Below are 19,170 nucleotides of genomic sequence, written 5' to 3' on the forward strand. Positions count from 1 at the left end.
TTAACTCCTAACTTGAACCGGCATAACGAGGTAGGTCATCTTCACGCCGCCGAGGGGGGTGAGGATGCAGGGGCTGGTGGCGGTGTTGCACTGCATTTGCACTTCGCTCGTGTTGAACACCTTCAGTCCTTCCAGCAGGTAGCGCACGTTAAAGGCAATTTCCAGGTCATCGCCCGAAATTTGGGCAGGAATCACTTCACGACCGCTGCCCACATCTGGCGCATCTACGGAAATCGTTAGCGATTGACCGCTGCTATCCAGGTTTAGCTTCACAATATTGTTCTTTTGGTCGGCCAGAACCGCAATCCGCTCCAACGCGGAGGAAAACAGCTTGCGTTCTACCGTCATTTGGCGCGAAAACTGGCGCGGAATCAGCTGGCGATAGTTGGGATACTGTCCATCCAACAAGCGGCTAGTAATGCGCTGATGCTCCCATTCAAAAATCATTTGTCCCTGGTCAAACCGCAGGGCGATCGCCTCGGTAGAAGGGTGCATTTGAATCATGCGTTCCAGCTCGCGTAGGGCTTTTCCAGGAACCGTCACATCAAATCCCTCCTGGGTCGATGCCGTCCCAGCCTCCTCATTGGTGGTTTGCACCACCGCCAAGCGGTGACCATCCGTTGCGGCAAACTCCATCGCCTCCGGTTCTACCGTCAGGTGCACCCCTGTCAGCACCTGCTTTGCCTCATCGGCACTGGTAGAAAACAGCGACCCACGCAATCCCTCAATCAATGCCTCAACGGGGAGTGTACGGCCATCGCCCGCCTCGATCACGGGCAGCTCAGGATACTCATCGGCACTCATGCCCCGCACTTGGTAGCGGCCCGACGAGGCCGTAAGCGTAGCCGCCATATCTTCCGATGCATCCAGCGTTAGCTCGCCATCGGGCAAGCGCGACACAATATCCCCAAACAGCTTGGCTGGCAGCGTTAGCTTGCCTCCATCCTCCACCTGAGCCGCAAAACTCGTTTGCACCCCTAAGCTCAAATCAAACCCTGTTAGGCTAACCCGCTGCGTTTCCTCATCGGCAATCACCAACACATTGGCCAGTACTGGGTGGCTCGGACGAGACGGAATTGCCCGGCTGACAAGAGACAGGTGGGTATTGAGGTCGCTTTGGGAACAGGTCAGTTTCATATCTAGGACGTGATGGGTGGGATGGATCGGATTGGCATGGAAGGTGATCCTATCACCCTTATTTCACCGGGACAACGCAACCAAAAACAAAAAAATCGCGCGTCTTTTTTCTTGTTTTAAACTCCGGATCTCTTGTTTAAAACCTTTTAAAGAGAGTAGTAGTAGAGCATGTGGAAACTGTGGAAAAACCGTTGGGATCGCTGCGGAGTCTTCGGATCGCATGTTTTCAACCTGTGGAAAAAGTGTGGAAAAACTGGAAGGTTATCCACAGGTTGAACGGGCTGTCAGAACTTTTCCAGACCAAGGGGGTAGTTTTCCACGGTCTTTCCCCAAAGTTTTCCACAGAAAGGGGATAGTTTTCCACAGGCGATTCCGCTAGATTTAGCGCTAATTCTTGCCGCACGACACAAAAGTTTGAAAATGCTCAGCTCAGCGTTCTCGCTGGTAAAACCTAGTGAGTAGATCCAGGTTTGGCTTGAATTGATGACGACCCCTCGGTAGACTGTTAGAAAGGTTTGATTACATTTCGTCATACATCGCCAACTAGCATTCCCAAGCTCGAAACACTGGGGTTGCTTATGGCGATCGCTCTCTGTCTGGAATGCTGGGGTGATAGCAGACTGGCTAGAGCTTTTTTGAATGTATTGCAATTGAGCAGATGACGATGACGATGGTAGTTGCTGAAATTTGTGCAATGGCTGCTGCACCAACCGCAGCGCCAACAAAATCGAGTCAAACGGTTCGCAAGACCTACCCCAACTACAAGGTGATCGTGTTGAACGATGATTTCAACACGTTTCAGCACGTGGCGGAATGCCTACTCAAGTACATTCCCAATATGACGAGCGATCGCGCTTGGAGCTTGACCGAAAGAGTCCACTTCGACGGTCAGGCAATGGTGTGGGCTGGTCCACAAGAGCAAGCCGAGCTGTATCACCAGCAGTTGTCTCGTGAGGGTCTAACCATGGCTCCTTTAGAAGCCGCCTAGAGCTATTTATTGAGGATTCCAAACAATGAATTCCCGCTTGAGCAAGGACAGAAACGCCCGTGGGTGACCAGCAACGACGCGATCGCAAATCATCCGCATCGGCTAAACAAAACACCTCAACCGGGCGTTTAGTTTGGAATCACTCTACCCATGTTCCGGGGCTGATCCCAATTTTGACCACGCTGACGCAGGTTTCTGGAATTCAGACCATTACGCCAGCGGTGATTGGGCATGCCCGGTCGAATTCGCCAGCACTCAAACTGAGAGTGTCTGTGCCAATTCGTGGCGGCTTTAAGCTGATTGCGCGCAAAGGCAAGCTGTTTCAAGAAGTTTTTGTGATGACGCAGCTGAGTCAGGCTGAGCTTGAGCATGCGATCGCCCACGTGCTCAAGGCATAGCGTCGGAAGCCTACATCACTTCAATTCCGTCAATCCGGCGCATATCTCGATCCACTTCGTACCACAGCTCTCGATTGCGCGGATCGGTGCGGAGTGCTTTGTTGAGATACAGTTTTGCCTTCTCGGGCTGATGGGTATCAATCAGGTGGCGGCCCCAACGTTGGTAGGCGATCGCCATCCACTGCCGTACTTCCACATCATTGGGCAAGCGCTGTGCCAGTCCTTCTACTAGGGTGATGGCTCGGGGAAATCGCTGTTCGCGCAGCAATCGCTGAAGCTGGCGATACACGGCTTCTTTAAGCTGCTGATCGGTTTCGGTTGAGGTGGAATAGGTGCGAAAGGTGGTGGTTTTGTAGCGGGGTGTGGTGGCCGTGGTGGCGGATGTAGGCGCAGAGACGGTGGTGGGTGAGCTGGTGTTCTTCGTCTCCAAAATGCCTTCGGGCTTAACGGCATCTAGAAGCTGCTTGTACGCCTCTGCCAGGTGGATAAACTTTTCTTGGGCTTCTCGGCTGTTGGGGTTGGCATCGGGGTGATAGCGACGTGCCAAGCGCCGATACGAGGCTTTAATGTCCTCGTAGGATGCACCATCGCGCAAGCCCAACACCCGATAACAATCCGTCAAGTTCATTCAGTCTGATTCGTTCCAAGAGAGCAAGCGTACAATGTCTGTTTAACCCTATCTGTTTAACCATTGGCCACCATGACCATCGGCAAACATCAAGCAGAGTTATCTGAATTCTGCCACCATAACTGAAAAAAAAATCAAACTCTTTTATAAAGCCTAGAAAATTCGAGCCTTGGGCGGCAGTTCTCGTGAGCTAGAGGCTCTATCAGCGGGAGGGGAGTGGGGCGATCGCTGCATCTCCAGAGACATCTCCAGAGACACAAATGGAACCCGCACTTGATACAGGTTCCATAAGGACAGCCATCAATTAAGAGACGGTGAGGAACAAACTAGTTTGCGCCACCCTTATCTTCAATCACCCGATCAATAAGGCCATAGGCCATCGCTTCTTCTGCCGACATAAAGTAGTCGCGATCGGTATCTTTTTCAATTTGGGCAACCGATTTGCCTGTATGAAAGGCCATCATGTCGTTCAGCTCTTTTCGCACGCGCAAAATTTGCCGAGCTTCGATGTCAATATCCGTCGCTTGTCCGCGACCTGTACCGCCCATGGGCTGGTGGATCATGATGCGAGAATGCGGCAGCGCCGTGCGCTTACCCTTGGCACCTGCCGCCAGCAAAAACGCCCCCATCGACGCGGCCAAGCCCACGCAAATGGTGACGACTTCGGCTTTGATATGCTGCATGGTGTCGTAAATGGCCATGCCCGCCGTGACCGAACCACCGGGTGAGTTGATGTACAGATAGATGGGCTTTTCAGGATCATCGGAGTTGAGATAGAGCATGGATGCGACGATGCCGTTGGCAATGTTGTCATCCACTTCGCGGCTAAGGAAGATAATGCGCTCTAAGCTCAGGCGATCGTAAATGTCGATCCACTGCTCGTAGGCGCTGCCAGGAAAACGGTAGGGGACTTTAGGAACACCAATAGGCATAGGACATCCAGAAGTAATGCAAAAGGACAGTGGACGAAATGAAACAGGCTAGGCGTGAACTGACTCTAGAAGGGTCTGGGACGTTCTAAGATGCCGTAGCGGCCAACGCATCGATTTTGTGAGAGCGCAGGATGTGATCGACGAGGCCGTAATCTTTCGCTTCTTGCGGCGAGAGATAGAGGCGGCGATCGGTATCCTTATCCAGCCGTTCGACGGCTTGCCCAGTATTCTTGGCAAAGATATCGAGCACGATGGATTTGTCCTGCAGCACCTTATTCGCCAAAATTTGGATATCGGTGGCTTGGCCCCGGGTGCCGGTATAAAAGGGATTGAGTACCAGCTCGGCATGGGGCAAACAGGCGCGGTAGCCCTTGGTGCCCGACGACAGTAGCATCACCGCTGTACCAGCCGCCATTCCCAAGCAAATGGTGTGAATGGGGGCTTTGACCTGTTGCATCGTGTCGTAAATGGCCAACCCTGCCGCGACCGAAGCCCCGGCTCCCATCATGGCGACATCGCCGGGGGAGTTGATGTACAGGCTGATGGGCTTGCTGGAATCTTCGGCATCCAGGTGTAACAGCACGCTCACAATAAAGTTGGCCAGGTTGGCATCGATCGCACTATCCAAAAAAACAATGCGCTCAAAGAACAAGCGGGTGTAAATGTCGACCAACTGGGTATTGGTGCTGCCAGGATAGCGATACGGAACTCTCATAGGCGCGTCAACAGCAAAAGTTGAGATAAGAAAGCAGAAGGGCGATTGCACAAGGGTCGCCCAAGAAACCAAACGAGCTGATGGAGACCCTTCGAAACCGTTTGCCTGAAGACTAGACCATGGCCGGTAAAGACTTCGGTAAATCTTTGCTGCTTTCTAGCACTCGGTCAATGAGGCCATATTCCATGGCTTCGTAGGGTGTGAGATAGAAAGTGCGATCGGTGTCTTTGGCGATTTTTTCGGCGGGTTGGCCCGTGTTGCGCGACAAAATATCCAGCACAGCGGTGCGGTTTGCCAACACTTCTTTCGCTCGAATCTGAATGTCGGTGGCTTGGCCCTGAGCTCCCGCTTTGGCTTGATTGAGCACGATGGTGGAGTGGGGTAGGCTGGCCCGGTAGCCCTTAGTACCTGCCGACAAAATCATGGCGGCGGCTCCCTGCGCTAGGCCAATGCAAATGGTGTGAACAGGTGGCTTAATGTAGCTCAGGGTGTCGCACACGGCAAAGGCTTCGGTCTCAAACCCAATGGTTTCTCCGGTGTACCAGGTGGTGCCAGTGGAGTTGATGTAGAGGAAGATGGGCTTTTCGGGATCTTCGAACTGAAGATAGAGAAGTTGCGCGATAATCAGTCGGGTAAAGTCTTTGCGAGGGTCTAGCTTTTCGTCATCGAGGGAATGCAAGGGGCCGCCCAAATAGACAATGCGCTCCTTGAGCAGCAACGATGGCAGATCCGGCGGAGGGGTGCGGGTATACGCATCGCCGTAGAAGGAGGACTGAACAGCCTTAATCGGTTGATTCATACGTTGCGATTGGTTGCAGTTGCTTGAGCCAATGCCCGGTTGATGGGCATTCCTCTTACCATAGTAGCGTGAACCTGAGAGGGGGATCGGGTTTCGGAGTTTTGGCGGCGATCGCCCCTGATTTTTCTGGACTTGCGCTGGTTTTGGCTGGTTTCACACCATCATGAGATTGAAGCGCAAGATGGAAACTTGGGTGGGTTCTCCGGAGTGGGCGATCGCGGCGGTGAGGTTATTAACGTATCGGCGTTCAGTGTCTTGAGGAGCGTGGGCTATGAAGGTTGGTCTGCAAGCAGCATTGAGTGATGTGAACTTGGATGTGTCGCAGGCCAGCAGCCAACGGCAGCTTGCGGTGTCGATTTCGGCGGTGCCAGAGGCTCTGGGGCGTACCGCTCCGCTGAATTTGTGTTTGATTTTGGATCACAGCGGTTCCATGAGTGGGCGACCGCTGGAAACGGTGAAGCAGGCTGCGCTGAAGATTTTGGATAATCTGTCACCGGGCGATCGCCTCTCGATTGTGGTGTTTGACCACAAGGCCAAGGTGCTGGTGCCCAATCAGGTCATTACCAGTTCAGCCGGGGTCAAAGTCGAAATCAACAAACTAAAACCCAGCGGCGGTACGGCCATCGACGAAGGCATGCGCCTGGGCATTGAAGAATTGGCCAAAGGCAAGAAAGAAACGATTTCCCAGGCATTTTTGCTGACAGATGGCGAAAACGAGCATGGCGACAACGATCGCTGTCTCAAATTGGCTCAATTGGCGGCAGGCTACAACATGACGCTGAGTACGCTGGGCTTTGGCGACAACTGGAACCAGGACATTCTGGAAAAAATTGCCGATGCAGGTGGTGGCACGTTGGCCTATATTCAACAGCCAGAAGCCGCTGTAGAGGAGTTTGGTCGCCTGTTCAAGCGGGTGCAATCGGTGGCGCTGACTAATGCCCATTTGCACATGTCGCTGCGGCCTGGCGTACGGTTGGCAGAGCTGAAGCCCGTTGCCCAGGTCGTGCCCGACACGATCGAACTTGGGCTGATGCAAGAAGGCACTCAGGCGATCGCCCGATTGGGAGACCTGATGGTGGATTCGCCCCGGGTTGTATTGGTGAACCTCTATGCCAGCCAGTTGCCCGAAGGTCAGCAGCCATTGCTGGATTTGCAGGTGCGCTACGACGATCCAGCCCACAATCAAGAAGGGCTGATGTCTGAGTCGTTAACGGTGTCGGCAACAGTAGGCCAGGGCTACCAACCTCAAACCAATGCCGATGTGCAGCAGCATGTACTGGCATTGGCTAAGTATCGCCAAACCCAAATTGCCGAAACCAAACTGCAACAGGGCGATCGCACTGGAGCTGCCACCATGCTGCAAACCGCTGCCAAAACAGCCCTGCAAATGGGCGATCAAAATGCCGCCACGGTGCTTCAGCAAAATGCTACGCGCCTACAAGCCGGAGAAGATTTATCCGAGAGCGATCGCAAAAAGACCCGCATTGCATCCAAAACGACCCTTCAGGGGCAGTAGCGGTTGTTTGCTCTAGTTGTTTAGCTCTATCTGTCGAGTGATGCAGAATCTGCACTTCCGCTAGAGGCTGGAAGAACATCATATTTCTTTCCAAAGGGCTGTTCTTGCGAATGCCCTTGTTGATGTTTACTGTTGCTGTTCCTGCCTAACTCATGCATCGCCTCACCAACGCCCAATATTTTCAGCGTGTGTTGATCACCGTCGGAGTGGTGATTGCTGTGTTTGGGCTGGTGTGGTTGCTGTGGACGATTGCGAATATGCTGCTGCTGGTGTTTTTGGGCATTCTGATGGCGATCGCCCTGCGAACGAGCGCTAAGCCCCTTGCCCGATACACACCACTCTCCCACAAGGGTGCTGTGATTGTGGTGTTATTAACAGCTTTGGTGGCGCTCGGACTGGGCGGATTTTTCTTTATTCCCGAAGTCCTTAACCAGACCGATCAGTTGGTAGATACCCTCGCTGTGGCTTGGGATCAGATGGATGCCTTCATTTCGCAAACCTTGGGCGACTCTCCGTTGGAGCGCATTTGGGGTGATCAACAGTCTTTGCCCGGTCCCAACCTCATCGCTCGCCTTACGGGAACGTTTGCCAATACGTTGGGAATTCTGGCCAACGTTCTATTTATTGTGTTTACAGGTGTGTTTTTGGCGATCGAGCCGCGTCTATATCGTAAGGGTGTGATTACCCTCATTCCGCCCAATGGCCGCCAGCGAGCGCAGGAAGTGATCAGCCAAATTGTGGATGGACTACAGGCTTGGCTGTTGGGGCAATTAATTGCGATGGTGACGATTGGTACTGTCGTGGCGATTGGGCTGATGCTTCTGAATGTGCCACTGGCAATACCGCTAGGAGTTGTGTCGGGGCTGTTGGAGTTCATTCCTATCGTAGGATCGCTGTTATCAGCGGTTCCCGCTGTGCTGATTGCCTTTACCCAGGGTATTCCCAAGGCTCTTTACGTGGCGCTGTTCTTTTTTGTGGCGCAACAGATAGAGGGCAATATTCTCACGCCAATTGTGCAGCAAAAAACGGTATCTTTGCCGCCTGCCCTCACGCTAAGTGCCGTTCTGATTATGGGATTTTTGTTTGGGCCTATGGGGGTGTTGGTGGCTACCCCAATGGCAGCGGTGGTCTACATTTTGGTGAAGCTGCTGTATGTTGAGGATCTGTTGGGTACCCGTAGCGATCGCCCGTCCAAACCACACAAAGCACCTGTCATTCGGTAATGCACGAGTGCTGCCCAACACGGCCTAAAGGCGATCGCAGTAATCTTGCTTTCCCACTTATGCTCCAACGTTGCCAGACAGGCGTGACGCACCGGCCTGCACTCAGGTGCAAGTTCTAGTCAGAACCAACGAACGTTGGCGTGATGGGAACTCGTGGGCACTTTTGTAAAGGGAAACGGGTCTATCGATTCTGCTGTGTGAGCGTGGGCGATCGGGTGCTAACGTTGATGGCAGTGGAGGTTAGGTATGAATAGACGACACTTTTGGAAACGGTCTTGGCGACTTGGAATTTTTGCTGTGCTGGGTCTGTGCTTGAGCTGGCTGATGAGCTGCAGCCCCTCACAGCCGCCCCAGGCATCGGGTAATGGGGCAGATGGCAATGCAGAGATCGAGTTTTGGACGATGCAGCTTCAGCCTCAGTTCACGGATTATTTCAACGAGCTGATTGCCAAGTTTGAGCAAGAAAATCCGGGCATTACCGTGAAGTGGGTAGATGTGCCCTGGGGCGATATGCAAAGCAAAATTCTGACGGCTGTGTCGGCAGGAACCGCACCGGATGTGGTGAATCTGAATCCAGATTTTGCGGCGCAGTTGGCCGGACGCAACGCCTGGCTGATGCTGGATGACAAGGTGCCTGCCGAGGTGCGTGACCAATACCTTCCCAAAATTTGGGAAGCAAGCATGCTGGATGGTCAAACCTTTGGGTTGCCCTGGTATTTGACGACCAGTGTTGCCATCTATAACGCTCAGCTACTGGAGCAGGCGGGAGTCGCTCAGCCACCCACAACCTACGAGGAATTGGCAGCAGTTGCAAAACAAGTGCGCGATCGCACGGGTAAGTACGCTTTCTTTGCCACGTTGGTTCCCACCGATTCGGCCGAGGTGTTGCAATCCTTCACCCAAATGGGCGCAACATTGGTGGATGAGGACGGAAATGCTGCGTTCAACACTCCCGAAGGTCGAGCCGTATTCCAGTATTGGACGGATTTGTATCAGCAAGGGCTGCTGCCTCGCGAAGTGCTGACACAGGGGCATCGGCGCGGCATTGAGCTGTTCCAAGCTGGCGAAACTGCTGTACTCTCGACTGGCCCTCAGTTTTTGAAGACGGTGGAGACGAATGCTCCGGCGATCGCCGAAGTGTCTGCAACCGCCCCACAAATTTCGGGCTCTACAGGCAAAAAGAGCGTTGCCGTAATGAACCTGGTTGTCCCTAAAGGGACTGACCAGCCGGATGCGGCAGTTGCCTTTGCACTGTACGTTACGAATAACGAAAACCAGTTAGCCTTTGCCAAGGCTGCCAATGTGTTGCCCTCAACCCGTGATGCATTGAACGATGCCTTTTTTACCGCGGGTGCTGAAGGTGGAGCGCCCATCGACAAGGCTCGTGCCGTTAGCGCCACGCAAATGGAGTCAGCAGAAGTGCTGCTACCTCAAATCAAAGATGTGAAAGAGCTGCAAAAGATTGTGTACGACAACTTGCAAGCGGCGATGCTCGGCGAAAAAACAGTTGACCAAGCCGTAACCGATGCGGCGACTGAATGGGATGCTCGCTAAGCGCTGGGCTCATCGCCAAGCGGTTGCTTCCTGAACCTAAAAGGCGTGTTTGTTTTGTGAAACAAACACGCCTTTTGTGATGAAAGCGAAAAGGAACGTTTCTTCCAGCTCAACTCGATGGTTAATCTCTCGCCATGGGTTGACCGACTGTGCGCATCGCTGCTTGTCGCAAGCCTACTCATCATGGTTTGGTGTTCCAGCACTGTGGAAGATGTGGTGCTGATGGTTCAAGCTCTTCCAATCAAGCGAGCGACTCCATGGCTATGCTCAGTTGCTGCTTTGAATTATCGGTGGCTTACTTTTGTTTGACCGAGAAGTAGTTGTAACCCAAAAATGCGATCGCAATTAGGCCAAACGAAAACAGCGTCGTGAGCGTTCCAAGGGCATACAGCGCAGGCGATGTCACATTCGTCGTCATGCCAAAAATTTCGAGCGGTAGGGTGTTGCCCGATCCCGAAATGAGAGAGGTTCGCGTAAATTCGTCGTAAGACAGGGTGAAGGACAGAATGCCAATGCCCAACAAGCTTGGCAAAATGAGCGGAAAAATGATGTCCCAAAAGGTGACGACATCGCTGGCTCCCAAATCGCGCGCAGCTTCCTCATAGGATGGGTTGAAGCGGTTGAAGATGCCCAGCACAATTAAGAAGGCAAACGGTACCGTCCAGGTGAGGTGTGCTCCTAGGCCAGAGGACAGCCAGCCCGTCGGCAAATCCAGCACTTGAAACACAATCCCAATTCCCAAAGAGATGAGAATGCTCGGCACAATCAGGCTGGCAATGGTGAGATAAAACAGCGTACCTGCCCCCTTGAACCGATTGCGAAAGGCAAGCCCCGCCGTGACGCTAACAATCAGGGATAGCAGCATGACAACCAGACCCAACACCAGCGATCGCCAAAAGGAGTCCACAAAGTTGCCAACCCGCTGCTCCTGAAACACCTGCCCCAGCCAATAAAAGCTAAAACCCCGCATCGGAAAGGTGAGTCCACCCTCTGGCCCCTGAAGCGACAGGGCAAAAATCGAGAACATGGGGCCGTACAAAAACAGCACAAACAATGCAAAAAAGGCAGCTAGCACATAAAACGTGAGCGATCGCTTTCTCATAGCCTGGTTTCCTAACGCCTGTCTTCTATGTGTATCGAGCGGGCTACAGTTCTTTGCGGATATCGACAACGCGCAAAATAGCCAATACCAAAATCATGGTGACCAGCAGCAAAATCACCGCATTTGCCGCCGCCAATGGGTACTGAATGCTGCCAATTTGCGTTTGGATCAGCTTGCCAATCGATGCTGACTGGCCGCCCCCCATCAACCGAACCGTGACAAACTCGCCCATCACCAGCGTCACAACAAAAATGGAGCCAATGGCAATACCCGGAGCCGACAGCGGCAAAATCACTTCCTTAAAAATCTGCAATCCGGATGCGCCCATATCTTCCGCAGCGGTAATGAGGTTGCGATCGATGCGCATCAAACTATTGAAGATGGGAGCGATCATAAAGAAGTTGTAGAGGTGCACCATGCCCAGCACCACCGCAAAGTCGGAATAGAGCAGCCATTCCAGGGGTTGCTGAATCAGACCCGCGTTCAGCAGCAGCGAGTTGACCAAGCCCTCGCGCCCCAACAGCGGAATCCACGAGATCATGCGGATGATGTTGGATGTCCAAAATGGCACGGTACAAATCAAGAACAGCAAGATTTGGAGTCGCTTATCTTCTACATAAAACGCTAGAAAATAGGCAACTAAATAGCCAATCACTAGCGTAAGGCTCCACACCAGCACCACGTACTTAAAGGTGTTGATGAAGGTGCGCAGCGCCACATCCGACGAAAAGATAGCGGTGTAGTTGTCGAGGGTAAAACCTGGCTCCATGGAGAACCCGGTGAATTGCCAAAAGCTCACGATGAAAATCATGGCAATGGGCAATACCAGAAATAGCAGCAAGACAAGGGTTTGTGGGGCTGCTAAGAGATAGGTTTGCAGAGTTTTGGAGGTTCTATCCATGGGATGTGTCCATGAGGAAGCCAAACAAGAGAAGCGATCGCCCGAGGTAATGGCGAAACAAGTAAGCTAGGTTTTTGGTTCAAGTGTCAGGGGAGAGGCGATCGCCTCTCCCCTGACACTCTATTTAGGGATGCACCTCGTTATGAAGCAATAAACTCATTCCACTTCTGCACCAAATAGGTGTTCTCTTGCATGGTGGAGTTCCAGCACACAATGTTGCCAAACCGCTCTTTAAACGAGCCACCATCGCGAACAGCACCCTGCTTTTCAAGGGTTTTGTTAAAGGGATCTACCATATCTTCGGCAGCAGGCTTGCCCTCATACCAGAAATCCCATTCGGCCTGGGACATATACTTCTTCGCCAGCTCAGGTGCTGCGCTGTAGTAGCCTTGGCGACCCAGGAACGCGCCAACCCAACCTTCCAGCATCCAGTTGATGTATTCGTAAGCGGCATCCAGGGCAATACCGCTGAGGTTCTTGGAGAGGCCGATACCGCCGCCCCAGCCGCGATACCCTTCCTCCAGCGGTGCATATACGCATTGAATATCGCGTGACTTCACCGCAGTCACCGCAGGCGACCACATGGATTGCAGCACCACCTCACCCGACGACATCAAGTTCACCGATTCATCAAAAGTCTTCCAAAAGGCGCGGAACTGTCCGTTGGCTTTTTGCTCTTTCAGAATGTCAATGATTTGATCAATCTCTTGGCGGGTCATATTGCCCTTGTCGCCAAAGGACATGAGGCCAGCCGCCTCGGCCACCATGGCCGCATCCATAATGCCAATCTGAGGAATATCGAGAATCGAGGTTTTTCCACGAAACTCGGGGTTAAACAGCTCGGCCCAAGAGGTGATTTCGCGACCAACCAAATCGGGGCGATAGCCCAGCGTGTCGGCATTGTACTGGAACGGAATCAGCGTTGCGTAATCGGTTGGGGTTGAAGAAAACTCCTTGGAGTCAGGGCCAGTGACGTACATCACCTTGTAGGGAGCGGTGCCTTGTGACTGCTCAACGGGCATTCCGTCAAATTTACCACTGGTAAAGAAGGGCACGATTTGGTCGTAGTTGGTCACCCGCTTCACATCAATGGGCTGCAAGTTGCCCGATGGAATGACCAATGGCAGGCTGAAGTACTCTCCATCAAAAATATCGTATTGACGAGGTTGGGTGATGGCGATCTGGTTGTTTTCTTCGGTACTGAGGGCGCGGGGCTCAATCTTAAAGCCCAAATCTTCCTGGGCTTTATTACGAATTTCGTTGATTTGAGACACACCCGTTCCAATGAAGCGTAGGGTGACATCTTTGATTTGATTGGTATTGACCTGAGGACCCGGAGATGGGTTGTTCGGGGTGCCAGCGGGGGCATCGGTGCGGGCACAACGGGTAGCGGCAAATGCGGCACTTGCTGCTAGACCTGTGCGAATGAGTTGACGACGAGAAATGTTAGACATAGACCTTATGAGTTGAATGAAATGATGAATTGGTTCGTGAGTGTGAGGACGCGGATAGGGCCATGACCTGATGAGGTTGACATTGCCGCGTGGGAGATCACCCTGAGCTGAGGAGCTAGAGCGACAGCCAGACTACGCAAAGACGCATGGACAACAATTAGTGGGACAGGAAGATGCAGTCTTCAATGCCCCACGTTAAGGTGACAAGCTGCCCTTCTTGTGCCGCAGTCGATGACCAATCATGGCTGCGAACTTTGTAGGTGACCTCTTCTCCGGTCGTTTCGGTCATGAGCGAAACCCGAGTAATGTATCCGGTAAATTCGATCGCGGTCACTCGGGCCGTTAGCTGATTGACCGCATGCGCCTGGGTGGGGGGATAGGGCACCATGGTGAGGCGATCGCTCCGAACGCAGCAAGCCGCTGTCATCCCCACGCTGGCTCCAGTTCCCCGGCAGTGAAACGTGCCCAGCTGATCGACTTCTAAGGTCACCACGCTACCGTAGGTTGCATTTGGCTCTATCGCTGTAACCTTGCCAACAAAAATATTGTTGTCCCCGACAAACCGCGCCACAAATCGAGAGGCCGGTGTGGTGAAAATTTCTTGGGGAGTCCCTTCTTGATCAACGCGTCCATGATCCATCACCACGATCTTGTCGGATAGGGCAAATGCCTCATCCTGCCCATGGGTTACTTGAATGAACGTCATGCCAAATTGCTTTTGCAATCGGCGCAGTTCGCTGCGGGTTTTGACTCGTAGGTTTTCATCCAAGGCGCTGAGGGGCTCATCGAGCATGAGCACGGCAGGCCGGGTAACCAGTGCCCGTGCCAAGGCTGCACGCTGCTGCTGACCACCGCTCAGCATATGAGGTTTGCGCTGGGCAAACTTACCCAAGCCCACAATGTCAATCACCTCATCCACACGACGCGCCCGCTCTGCTTTGGCAATGTTTTGCATTTTCAAGCCAAACTCAATATTCTCCCAAACCGTTTTGTGAGGAAATAGCGCATAGTTTTGAAACATCATGGCGGTGTTGCGCTTGGTGGCTGGGAGATTGTTGACTCGGGTAGAGCCAATGTAGAGATCGCCACTGGTAATGGATTCATGGCCTGCAATCATGCGCAGGGTTGTGGTTTTGCCGCAACCGCTAGGGCCAAGCAAACAGCAGTAAGACCCTGCCGGGATTTCCATGTCGATGCTTTCAACGGCGAGAAACCCGTTGCCATACCGCTTGGTGACTGAGCGGAGCGTAACCCCAGCTGAGTGAGACGCCAACTCTTGCTGTAAGTTGCTGGCAGCGGTAATTGAGGCTTGGGTTTGCTCTTCACCGATGGAGGAGGTGGTTGCCGAAAAGGGAGGATTGACCATGATTTTGCATTGGAGAGGGAGAGTAGGCTAGGCGCAAATCTGATGAACACTTAAATATGTTTTGCCACGGTTGAGTTGTATTTTACGTTACTTTTTTTAAGAGACCCTGCTCTTGGCGGTTGACAGCTAAGGCTGAAATATGCGTGTGGCGTTGGCGATCGCGGCTAGGGTTCAGTCTAAATCACGCAAATCAACTGCATAAAAATTTAAGATGGGGCGAAGACTTCGAATTTTGTTACCGCTGCATCACTTTTAAGTGCCGTAATCTGTATACTGTATACAGGTGTTGGCAGATTTGAACTGTGTTTCTATACACATTTCTTCGTTGAAAAATTTCCTTTTGAGTTTCCTGGTGTTGTGAGCGTTGGCGCAGCAACGTGGGAAACTTGAGGACACGCTCTCAAGCTGGGGTTGTTGAGCGAACAGTGTCGATCGCCATTTCTGTGTTGCACTTGTAGGCATCTCATCTGCCGGTTGGGGTGTTGGTTCTTTGCAGAAACGAGTGTGCTGAACTCATTTGGGCGATCGCCAACGGTGCAAGCGACTGTGCAAACTAACCAGCCACACGTCAAAAATTCACGTTTAAGGAGTACACCAGCGCTATGACCCAGGCTGAAACAAAGCGGATTTTTATTTGCGGGTCTGCACTGCGAGGCCAGCCAGATCACCAAAATTTGGGTGGGGCAGCGTTTGTCTGCGAGGCAAAAACTCAGCCTATCTATCGGCTTCACTCGGTCAAAGATGGCTGGCATCCTGGCATTTATGAACTGGGCGAAGGCGGCATTTCTATTCCTGGCGAAGTGTATGAAATGACCTTAGAACAGTACGAATACTTGGCGGCCAACGAGCCTCCAAATATGTATCCTGCCGAGGTCAAGCTAGAGGGCGGAGAGACGGCGATCGCCTTTCTGTATCCCCGTGAGCTGATCGAGCAATACGGTTGGGAAGATGTGTCGCACCATGGGGGCTGGTTGGCCTATAAACAGGCCGCTGCTGCAACAGCCTAAGGCAGCGCTGTCCTCTCTGCTGATCCATCGAGAGTTTTCTAAACCGAGCAGGTTTTCTTCCTTTTCACCTGTTGCGAACGATGATTCCTTGTTACAAAACGCAGTCCCTGGTTCGCCAGGGGCTTTTTTGCGTTTAGGGCCTTTCTGCATGCGCCATCCTCACAAATGAGTGCGTTGGCTCGTCCAGAACGCGTGTTTTTCATGGCATGGAGTGTCTAGCAGCAGCCCGTTTGCGATGTGGTTGATAGGAGAGATAAGTCCTGTGGATTTTCTTTGAGAAAAGTCAAGTTCCTCTGCTGAATCTCGACAAAGCCTTGTGCAACCGCAAATGCACGACACAATCAACAGTATAGGACTGACGCGTTATCCCAAATTCCTAGCAGTGTGGACGGAGTACGGCAGTCCTGAACGGTATGCACGGTGCATATAGATTCGTACTAAACCAAACTCCTATGACAAATGTTGTGCAAATCAAAGGCGGCCGCATTGTGACCGCTGTGGATGATTACGTTGCTGATATTTTTATTCGAAATGGGCGAATTGAGGCGATCGCCGCGAGTGATAGCGACATTAGTGCTGAATGGGTTGCGAACTCCAATTTGGAGGTGATTGACGCATCAGATTTGTTGGTGATGCCGGGTGGTATTGATGTGCATACCCACATGCAGTTTGACCTGGGCGATGCGCAAACCGTGGATAGCTACGAAACGGGAACGCGATCGGCAGCCTTTGGCGGAACCACCACCATTGTCGATTTTGCCCTACAGCGCAAAGGCCAAAGTCCTAAGCAAGCGCTGGATGCACGGTTGGCTTTAGCAGAACCGCAAGCCTGTGTTGATTTTGGGTTTCACATTATTCTCACTGATGTGAATCCTGATACGTTGGCCGAAATTCCTGACCTGATCGATCGCGACGGAGTTTCCAGCTTCAAAATGTTTATGGCGTATCCCGGCGTGTTGATGGTCAGCGATGCCGATATTTTTCGAGCGATGCGGGTCGCTGGGCACCACGGCGGCATGATCAACGTGCATGCCGAAAATGGCGAAGTGATTCAAGTCTTGATTGAAGAAGCGCTAGCTCAGGGCAATACCTCCCCCAAGTTTCATGGCCTGACACGGCCCCGCATTATGGAAGCTGAGGCGACGCATCGGGCAATTCGACTGGCAGAACTGGCGGAAGTACCCGTCTATATGGTGCACTTGTCGGCCAAGGAAGCATTGGATTCGGTGGTGGAAGCGCGCGATCGCGGCATTCCTGCCTTTGCCGAAACCTGTCCTCACTACCTGTTTCTCACGATTGAAGAATACGATCGCCCTGGGTTTGAAGCTGCCAAATATGTGATGACGCCCCCTCTGCGCGAGTCGGAGTGCCAACATGCCCTGTGGCGGGGCCTCAAGTTCGACGATTTGCAAATTGTGTCCACCGATCACTGTCCTTTCTGCTTTAACGAAAACCCGCATGGCCTAAATAAGTCGAAACAACTGGGGCTGGGTAATTTTGAGAAGATTCCCAATGGGGCACCAGGCGTTGAGTTTCGTCTGCCGCTACTGTTTGATGGTGGGGTAAACCAGCATCGCCTCACACTCAATCGCTTTGTGCAACTGACTGCTACTGCGCCCGCCAAAATGTTTGGCCTGTTTCCGCGCAAAGGAACAATCGCGGTGGGTAGCGATGCCGATCTGGTTCTGTTCGATCCCCGCAAACCCCATGTTCTCAGTGCTGCAACCCATCATTCGGTGGTAGATTACTCGCTGTACGAAGGGTTTCATGTATTGGGCAAGGTGGAAAAAGTCTTTTTGCGGGGGCGGATGATTGTGGATGGCGAGCAATGGTTGGGCGAAACGGGCATGGGCCAATATCAGCGGCGATCGGCTTCGGGTCGGATCATGGCATAGGCTGAATTCGCTGATGTTGGGATTGAACGTTTCTATGGGAAGGCTGAATGCCTGAGATGCTGGAGTGGTGTTGGTGCGCTATCTATCCAGGGTTGACGAAAGCTTTACACACGGGCAGCATGCAGGGCGATCGCGCAAAGGGCAAATGAAGAGTTTGCGAACCGAGGGGATATTGTGCGGATTGCGATTCAGTTGGCGAGTATTCATTCTTGTCCACTTCCAACCCGAATTGTAGCGATCGCCATTTTGATGAAGACAGTGAGAGCGGCTTTGCGGTCTCAAAACGTTCCCTGTCTTGACTAAGCGAGCGACAGCTATAGATCGCAGAGTCTTTATAGCGCCAGAACTATGCTGTGCAATGTAGAGGCGGCATGAGGGACATCGGCACTTGCTCACTAGCACTATGGAAATGGTCGTATGATAAGCCAGCTCAAACTTGGCACAAAGTTCACCTTGCTATTACTAATTGTGTACTTTGTTGGTAGCGCGATCGGTGGATTGGCGCTGTCCGAAGTACTGCAAAAGCGGGCTGAGCGGCAAATTATTTCTGAGGGCACTGTGCTCATGCAAAGCATCAATGCCGTTCGCACCTATACCGATCAGCAAGTGCGTCCATTGCTAGAGGCCCAACTAGCGCCTGATCAGTTTGTCCCAGAAGTCGTTCCTGCTTACTCGGCTCGACGCGTGTACGAAAACCTGCGGGCTACAAATTCTGAATACAGCCATCTGTCTTATAAAGAAGCGGTGCTCAATCCGACAAACTTGAATGATTTGGCCGATCCGTTTGAAGCAGATTTGGTCAACCAGTTCAAAGGCAATGAAAGCTTATCAGAATTGTCTGGATTTCGTACGGTGCCTGAGTTGGGGTCAGTATTTTATAGTGCGCATCCCATCGTCGTTCGTAAGTCTTCGTGTTTGAAGTGCCATGGTGTGCCGGATGATGCGCCTCAGTCCATGTTGAGTGTATATGGACGTGAGCATGGATTTGACTGGCCACTCAACACTCCAATTGGAGCGCAGGTGGTTTACGTGCCTGCAACCGAAGTATTTACCAGTGCTCGTCGGGCATTCTCGTCGATTATGGGCATTTTTGTGGGGGTGTTTGCGATCGCCCTCTTCTGCCTCAATCGATTGCTGAAGCCGACTGTGCTGCACCCGGTGCAGACATTGGCTCGCGTGTCCCAACAGTTGGCCGTGGGTGACATCAAAACTGAGAATGATGTTCACGACATAGAGATAGAAAAACTAACTGGTGTTGTCAAGCGGCGCGATGAGCTTGGGCAACTGGGCCGAATTTTTCAAACTATGGTGAACGAAGTTGTCGCCCGAGAACAACGCATGCGCGAGCAAATCCGTGAGCTAACCATCGAAATTGATCAAACCCGAAAGGCCAAGGAAGTTGCAGAGATTGTTGAAAGTGACTACTTCCAAGACTTGAAGAAGAAAGCTGGCGAAATTCGCAAACGTAAAGCATCTCCAGATACGTCGATCTAACGCTTGATCTGCTGCTGGGCGATTGGATGGCTGAGCCTAAACAGGGGTTTGCTATCACACG

The 19,170-nt window shown here is 52.4% G+C and carries 17 protein-coding genes; 8 read left to right on the plus strand and 9 right to left on the minus strand.

Going from position 1 to position 19,170, the window contains the following annotated elements; all coding sequences use genetic code 11:
* Nucleotides 1-1,137, minus strand: coding sequence for a DNA polymerase III subunit beta (dnaN, locus tag ACQ4M4_RS15915; protein WP_430685420.1), 1,137 nt, complete (start codon nt 1,135-1,137; stop codon nt 1-3).
* Between the two features lie 664 nt (nt 1,138-1,801).
* Between dnaN and clpS the strand changes: the two genes are divergently transcribed.
* Nucleotides 1,802-2,125, plus strand: coding sequence for an ATP-dependent Clp protease adapter ClpS (clpS, locus tag ACQ4M4_RS15920; RefSeq protein WP_430685421.1), 324 nt, complete (start codon nt 1,802-1,804; stop codon nt 2,123-2,125).
* A 59-nt stretch (nt 2,126-2,184) separates the two neighbouring features.
* Entirely contained in the window at nt 2,185-2,523 is a 339-nt protein-coding gene (locus ACQ4M4_RS15925) for a DUF2103 domain-containing protein (RefSeq protein WP_430685422.1), read from the plus strand.
* A 10-nt stretch (nt 2,524-2,533) separates the two neighbouring features.
* Here the strand turns inward: ACQ4M4_RS15925 and ACQ4M4_RS15930 are convergent, their stop codons facing one another.
* The 4 genes from ACQ4M4_RS15930 to ACQ4M4_RS15945 form a co-directional block, all read right to left on the minus strand.
* Nucleotides 2,534-3,151 carry a DnaJ domain-containing protein gene (locus tag ACQ4M4_RS15930; RefSeq protein ID WP_430685423.1) on the minus strand — a complete coding sequence of 206 codons (618 nt, stop codon included), beginning with the start codon at nt 3,149-3,151 and terminating at the stop codon, nt 2,534-2,536.
* Nucleotides 3,152-3,477: 326 nt separating this feature from the next.
* Nucleotides 3,478-4,083: an ATP-dependent Clp protease proteolytic subunit gene (locus ACQ4M4_RS15935; RefSeq protein WP_430685424.1), complete on the minus strand. Its 606-nt coding sequence runs from the start codon at nt 4,081-4,083 to the stop codon at nt 3,478-3,480.
* Nucleotides 4,084-4,168: 85 nt separating this feature from the next.
* Nucleotides 4,169-4,798: an ATP-dependent Clp protease proteolytic subunit gene (locus ACQ4M4_RS15940; RefSeq protein WP_430685425.1), complete on the minus strand. Its 630-nt coding sequence runs from the start codon at nt 4,796-4,798 to the stop codon at nt 4,169-4,171.
* A gap of 112 nt (nt 4,799-4,910) precedes the next feature.
* Nucleotides 4,911-5,597: an ATP-dependent Clp protease proteolytic subunit gene (locus ACQ4M4_RS15945; protein ID WP_430685426.1), complete on the minus strand. Its 687-nt coding sequence runs from the start codon at nt 5,595-5,597 to the stop codon at nt 4,911-4,913.
* Between the two features lie 271 nt (nt 5,598-5,868).
* Here ACQ4M4_RS15945 and ACQ4M4_RS15950 point away from each other — a divergent pair, with 271 nt between their 5' ends.
* The 3 genes from ACQ4M4_RS15950 to ACQ4M4_RS15960 all read left to right on the plus strand — a co-directional run bounded on the left by ACQ4M4_RS15950 (nt 5,869) and on the right by ACQ4M4_RS15960 (nt 9,890).
* Nucleotides 5,869-7,113, plus strand: coding sequence for a vWA domain-containing protein (locus tag ACQ4M4_RS15950; RefSeq protein ID WP_430685427.1), 1,245 nt, complete (start codon nt 5,869-5,871; stop codon nt 7,111-7,113).
* 152 nt (nt 7,114-7,265) lie between these two features.
* Nucleotides 7,266-8,336, plus strand: coding sequence for an AI-2E family transporter (locus ACQ4M4_RS15955; RefSeq protein WP_430685428.1), 1,071 nt, complete (start codon nt 7,266-7,268; stop codon nt 8,334-8,336).
* A 246-nt stretch (nt 8,337-8,582) separates the two neighbouring features.
* The gene (locus ACQ4M4_RS15960; protein ID WP_430685429.1) at nt 8,583-9,890 is read left to right on the plus strand and encodes an ABC transporter substrate-binding protein; all 1,308 of its coding nucleotides are present in this window, start codon (nt 8,583-8,585) and stop codon (nt 9,888-9,890) included.
* Nucleotides 9,891-10,185: 295 nt separating this feature from the next.
* Here ACQ4M4_RS15960 and ACQ4M4_RS15965 read toward each other — a convergent pair whose 3' ends face one another.
* From ACQ4M4_RS15965 to ACQ4M4_RS15980, 4 genes are all read right to left on the minus strand, one after another.
* Nucleotides 10,186-10,992, minus strand: a complete 807-nt coding sequence (locus ACQ4M4_RS15965) for an ABC transporter permease (RefSeq protein WP_430685430.1) — start codon at nt 10,990-10,992, stop codon at nt 10,186-10,188.
* Nucleotides 10,993-11,035: 43 nt separating this feature from the next.
* Nucleotides 11,036-11,893, minus strand: a complete 858-nt coding sequence (locus ACQ4M4_RS15970) for an ABC transporter permease (RefSeq protein ID WP_430685431.1) — start codon at nt 11,891-11,893, stop codon at nt 11,036-11,038.
* Nucleotides 11,894-12,033: 140 nt separating this feature from the next.
* Nucleotides 12,034-13,347 (minus strand): ABC transporter substrate-binding protein, encoded by a 1,314-nt coding sequence (locus tag ACQ4M4_RS15975; protein WP_430685432.1) that lies wholly within the window; start codon nt 13,345-13,347, stop codon nt 12,034-12,036.
* 157 nt (nt 13,348-13,504) lie between these two features.
* Entirely contained in the window at nt 13,505-14,713 is a 1,209-nt protein-coding gene (locus tag ACQ4M4_RS15980) for an ABC transporter ATP-binding protein (protein ID WP_430685433.1), read from the minus strand.
* 602 nt (nt 14,714-15,315) lie between these two features.
* Between ACQ4M4_RS15980 and ACQ4M4_RS15985 the strand changes: the two genes are divergently transcribed.
* The 3 genes from ACQ4M4_RS15985 (at nt 15,316) to ACQ4M4_RS15995 (ending at nt 19,109) form a co-directional block, all read left to right on the plus strand.
* Nucleotides 15,316-15,720 carry an allophanate hydrolase-related protein gene (locus tag ACQ4M4_RS15985; RefSeq protein WP_430685434.1) on the plus strand — a complete coding sequence of 135 codons (405 nt, stop codon included), beginning with the start codon at nt 15,316-15,318 and terminating at the stop codon, nt 15,718-15,720.
* Between the two features lie 452 nt (nt 15,721-16,172).
* Nucleotides 16,173-17,615 (plus strand): dihydropyrimidinase, encoded by a 1,443-nt coding sequence (gene hydA, locus ACQ4M4_RS15990; RefSeq protein WP_430685435.1) that lies wholly within the window; start codon nt 16,173-16,175, stop codon nt 17,613-17,615.
* Nucleotides 17,616-18,032: 417 nt separating this feature from the next.
* Nucleotides 18,033-19,109, plus strand: coding sequence for a c-type heme family protein (locus tag ACQ4M4_RS15995; RefSeq protein ID WP_430685436.1), 1,077 nt, complete (start codon nt 18,033-18,035; stop codon nt 19,107-19,109).
* Nucleotides 19,110-19,170: the final 61 nt, after the last annotated feature.

Source organism: Leptolyngbya sp. AN02str, assembly GCF_050565595.1.
Taxonomy (GTDB): Bacteria; Cyanobacteriota; Cyanobacteriia; order Elainellales; family Elainellaceae; genus Kaiparowitsia.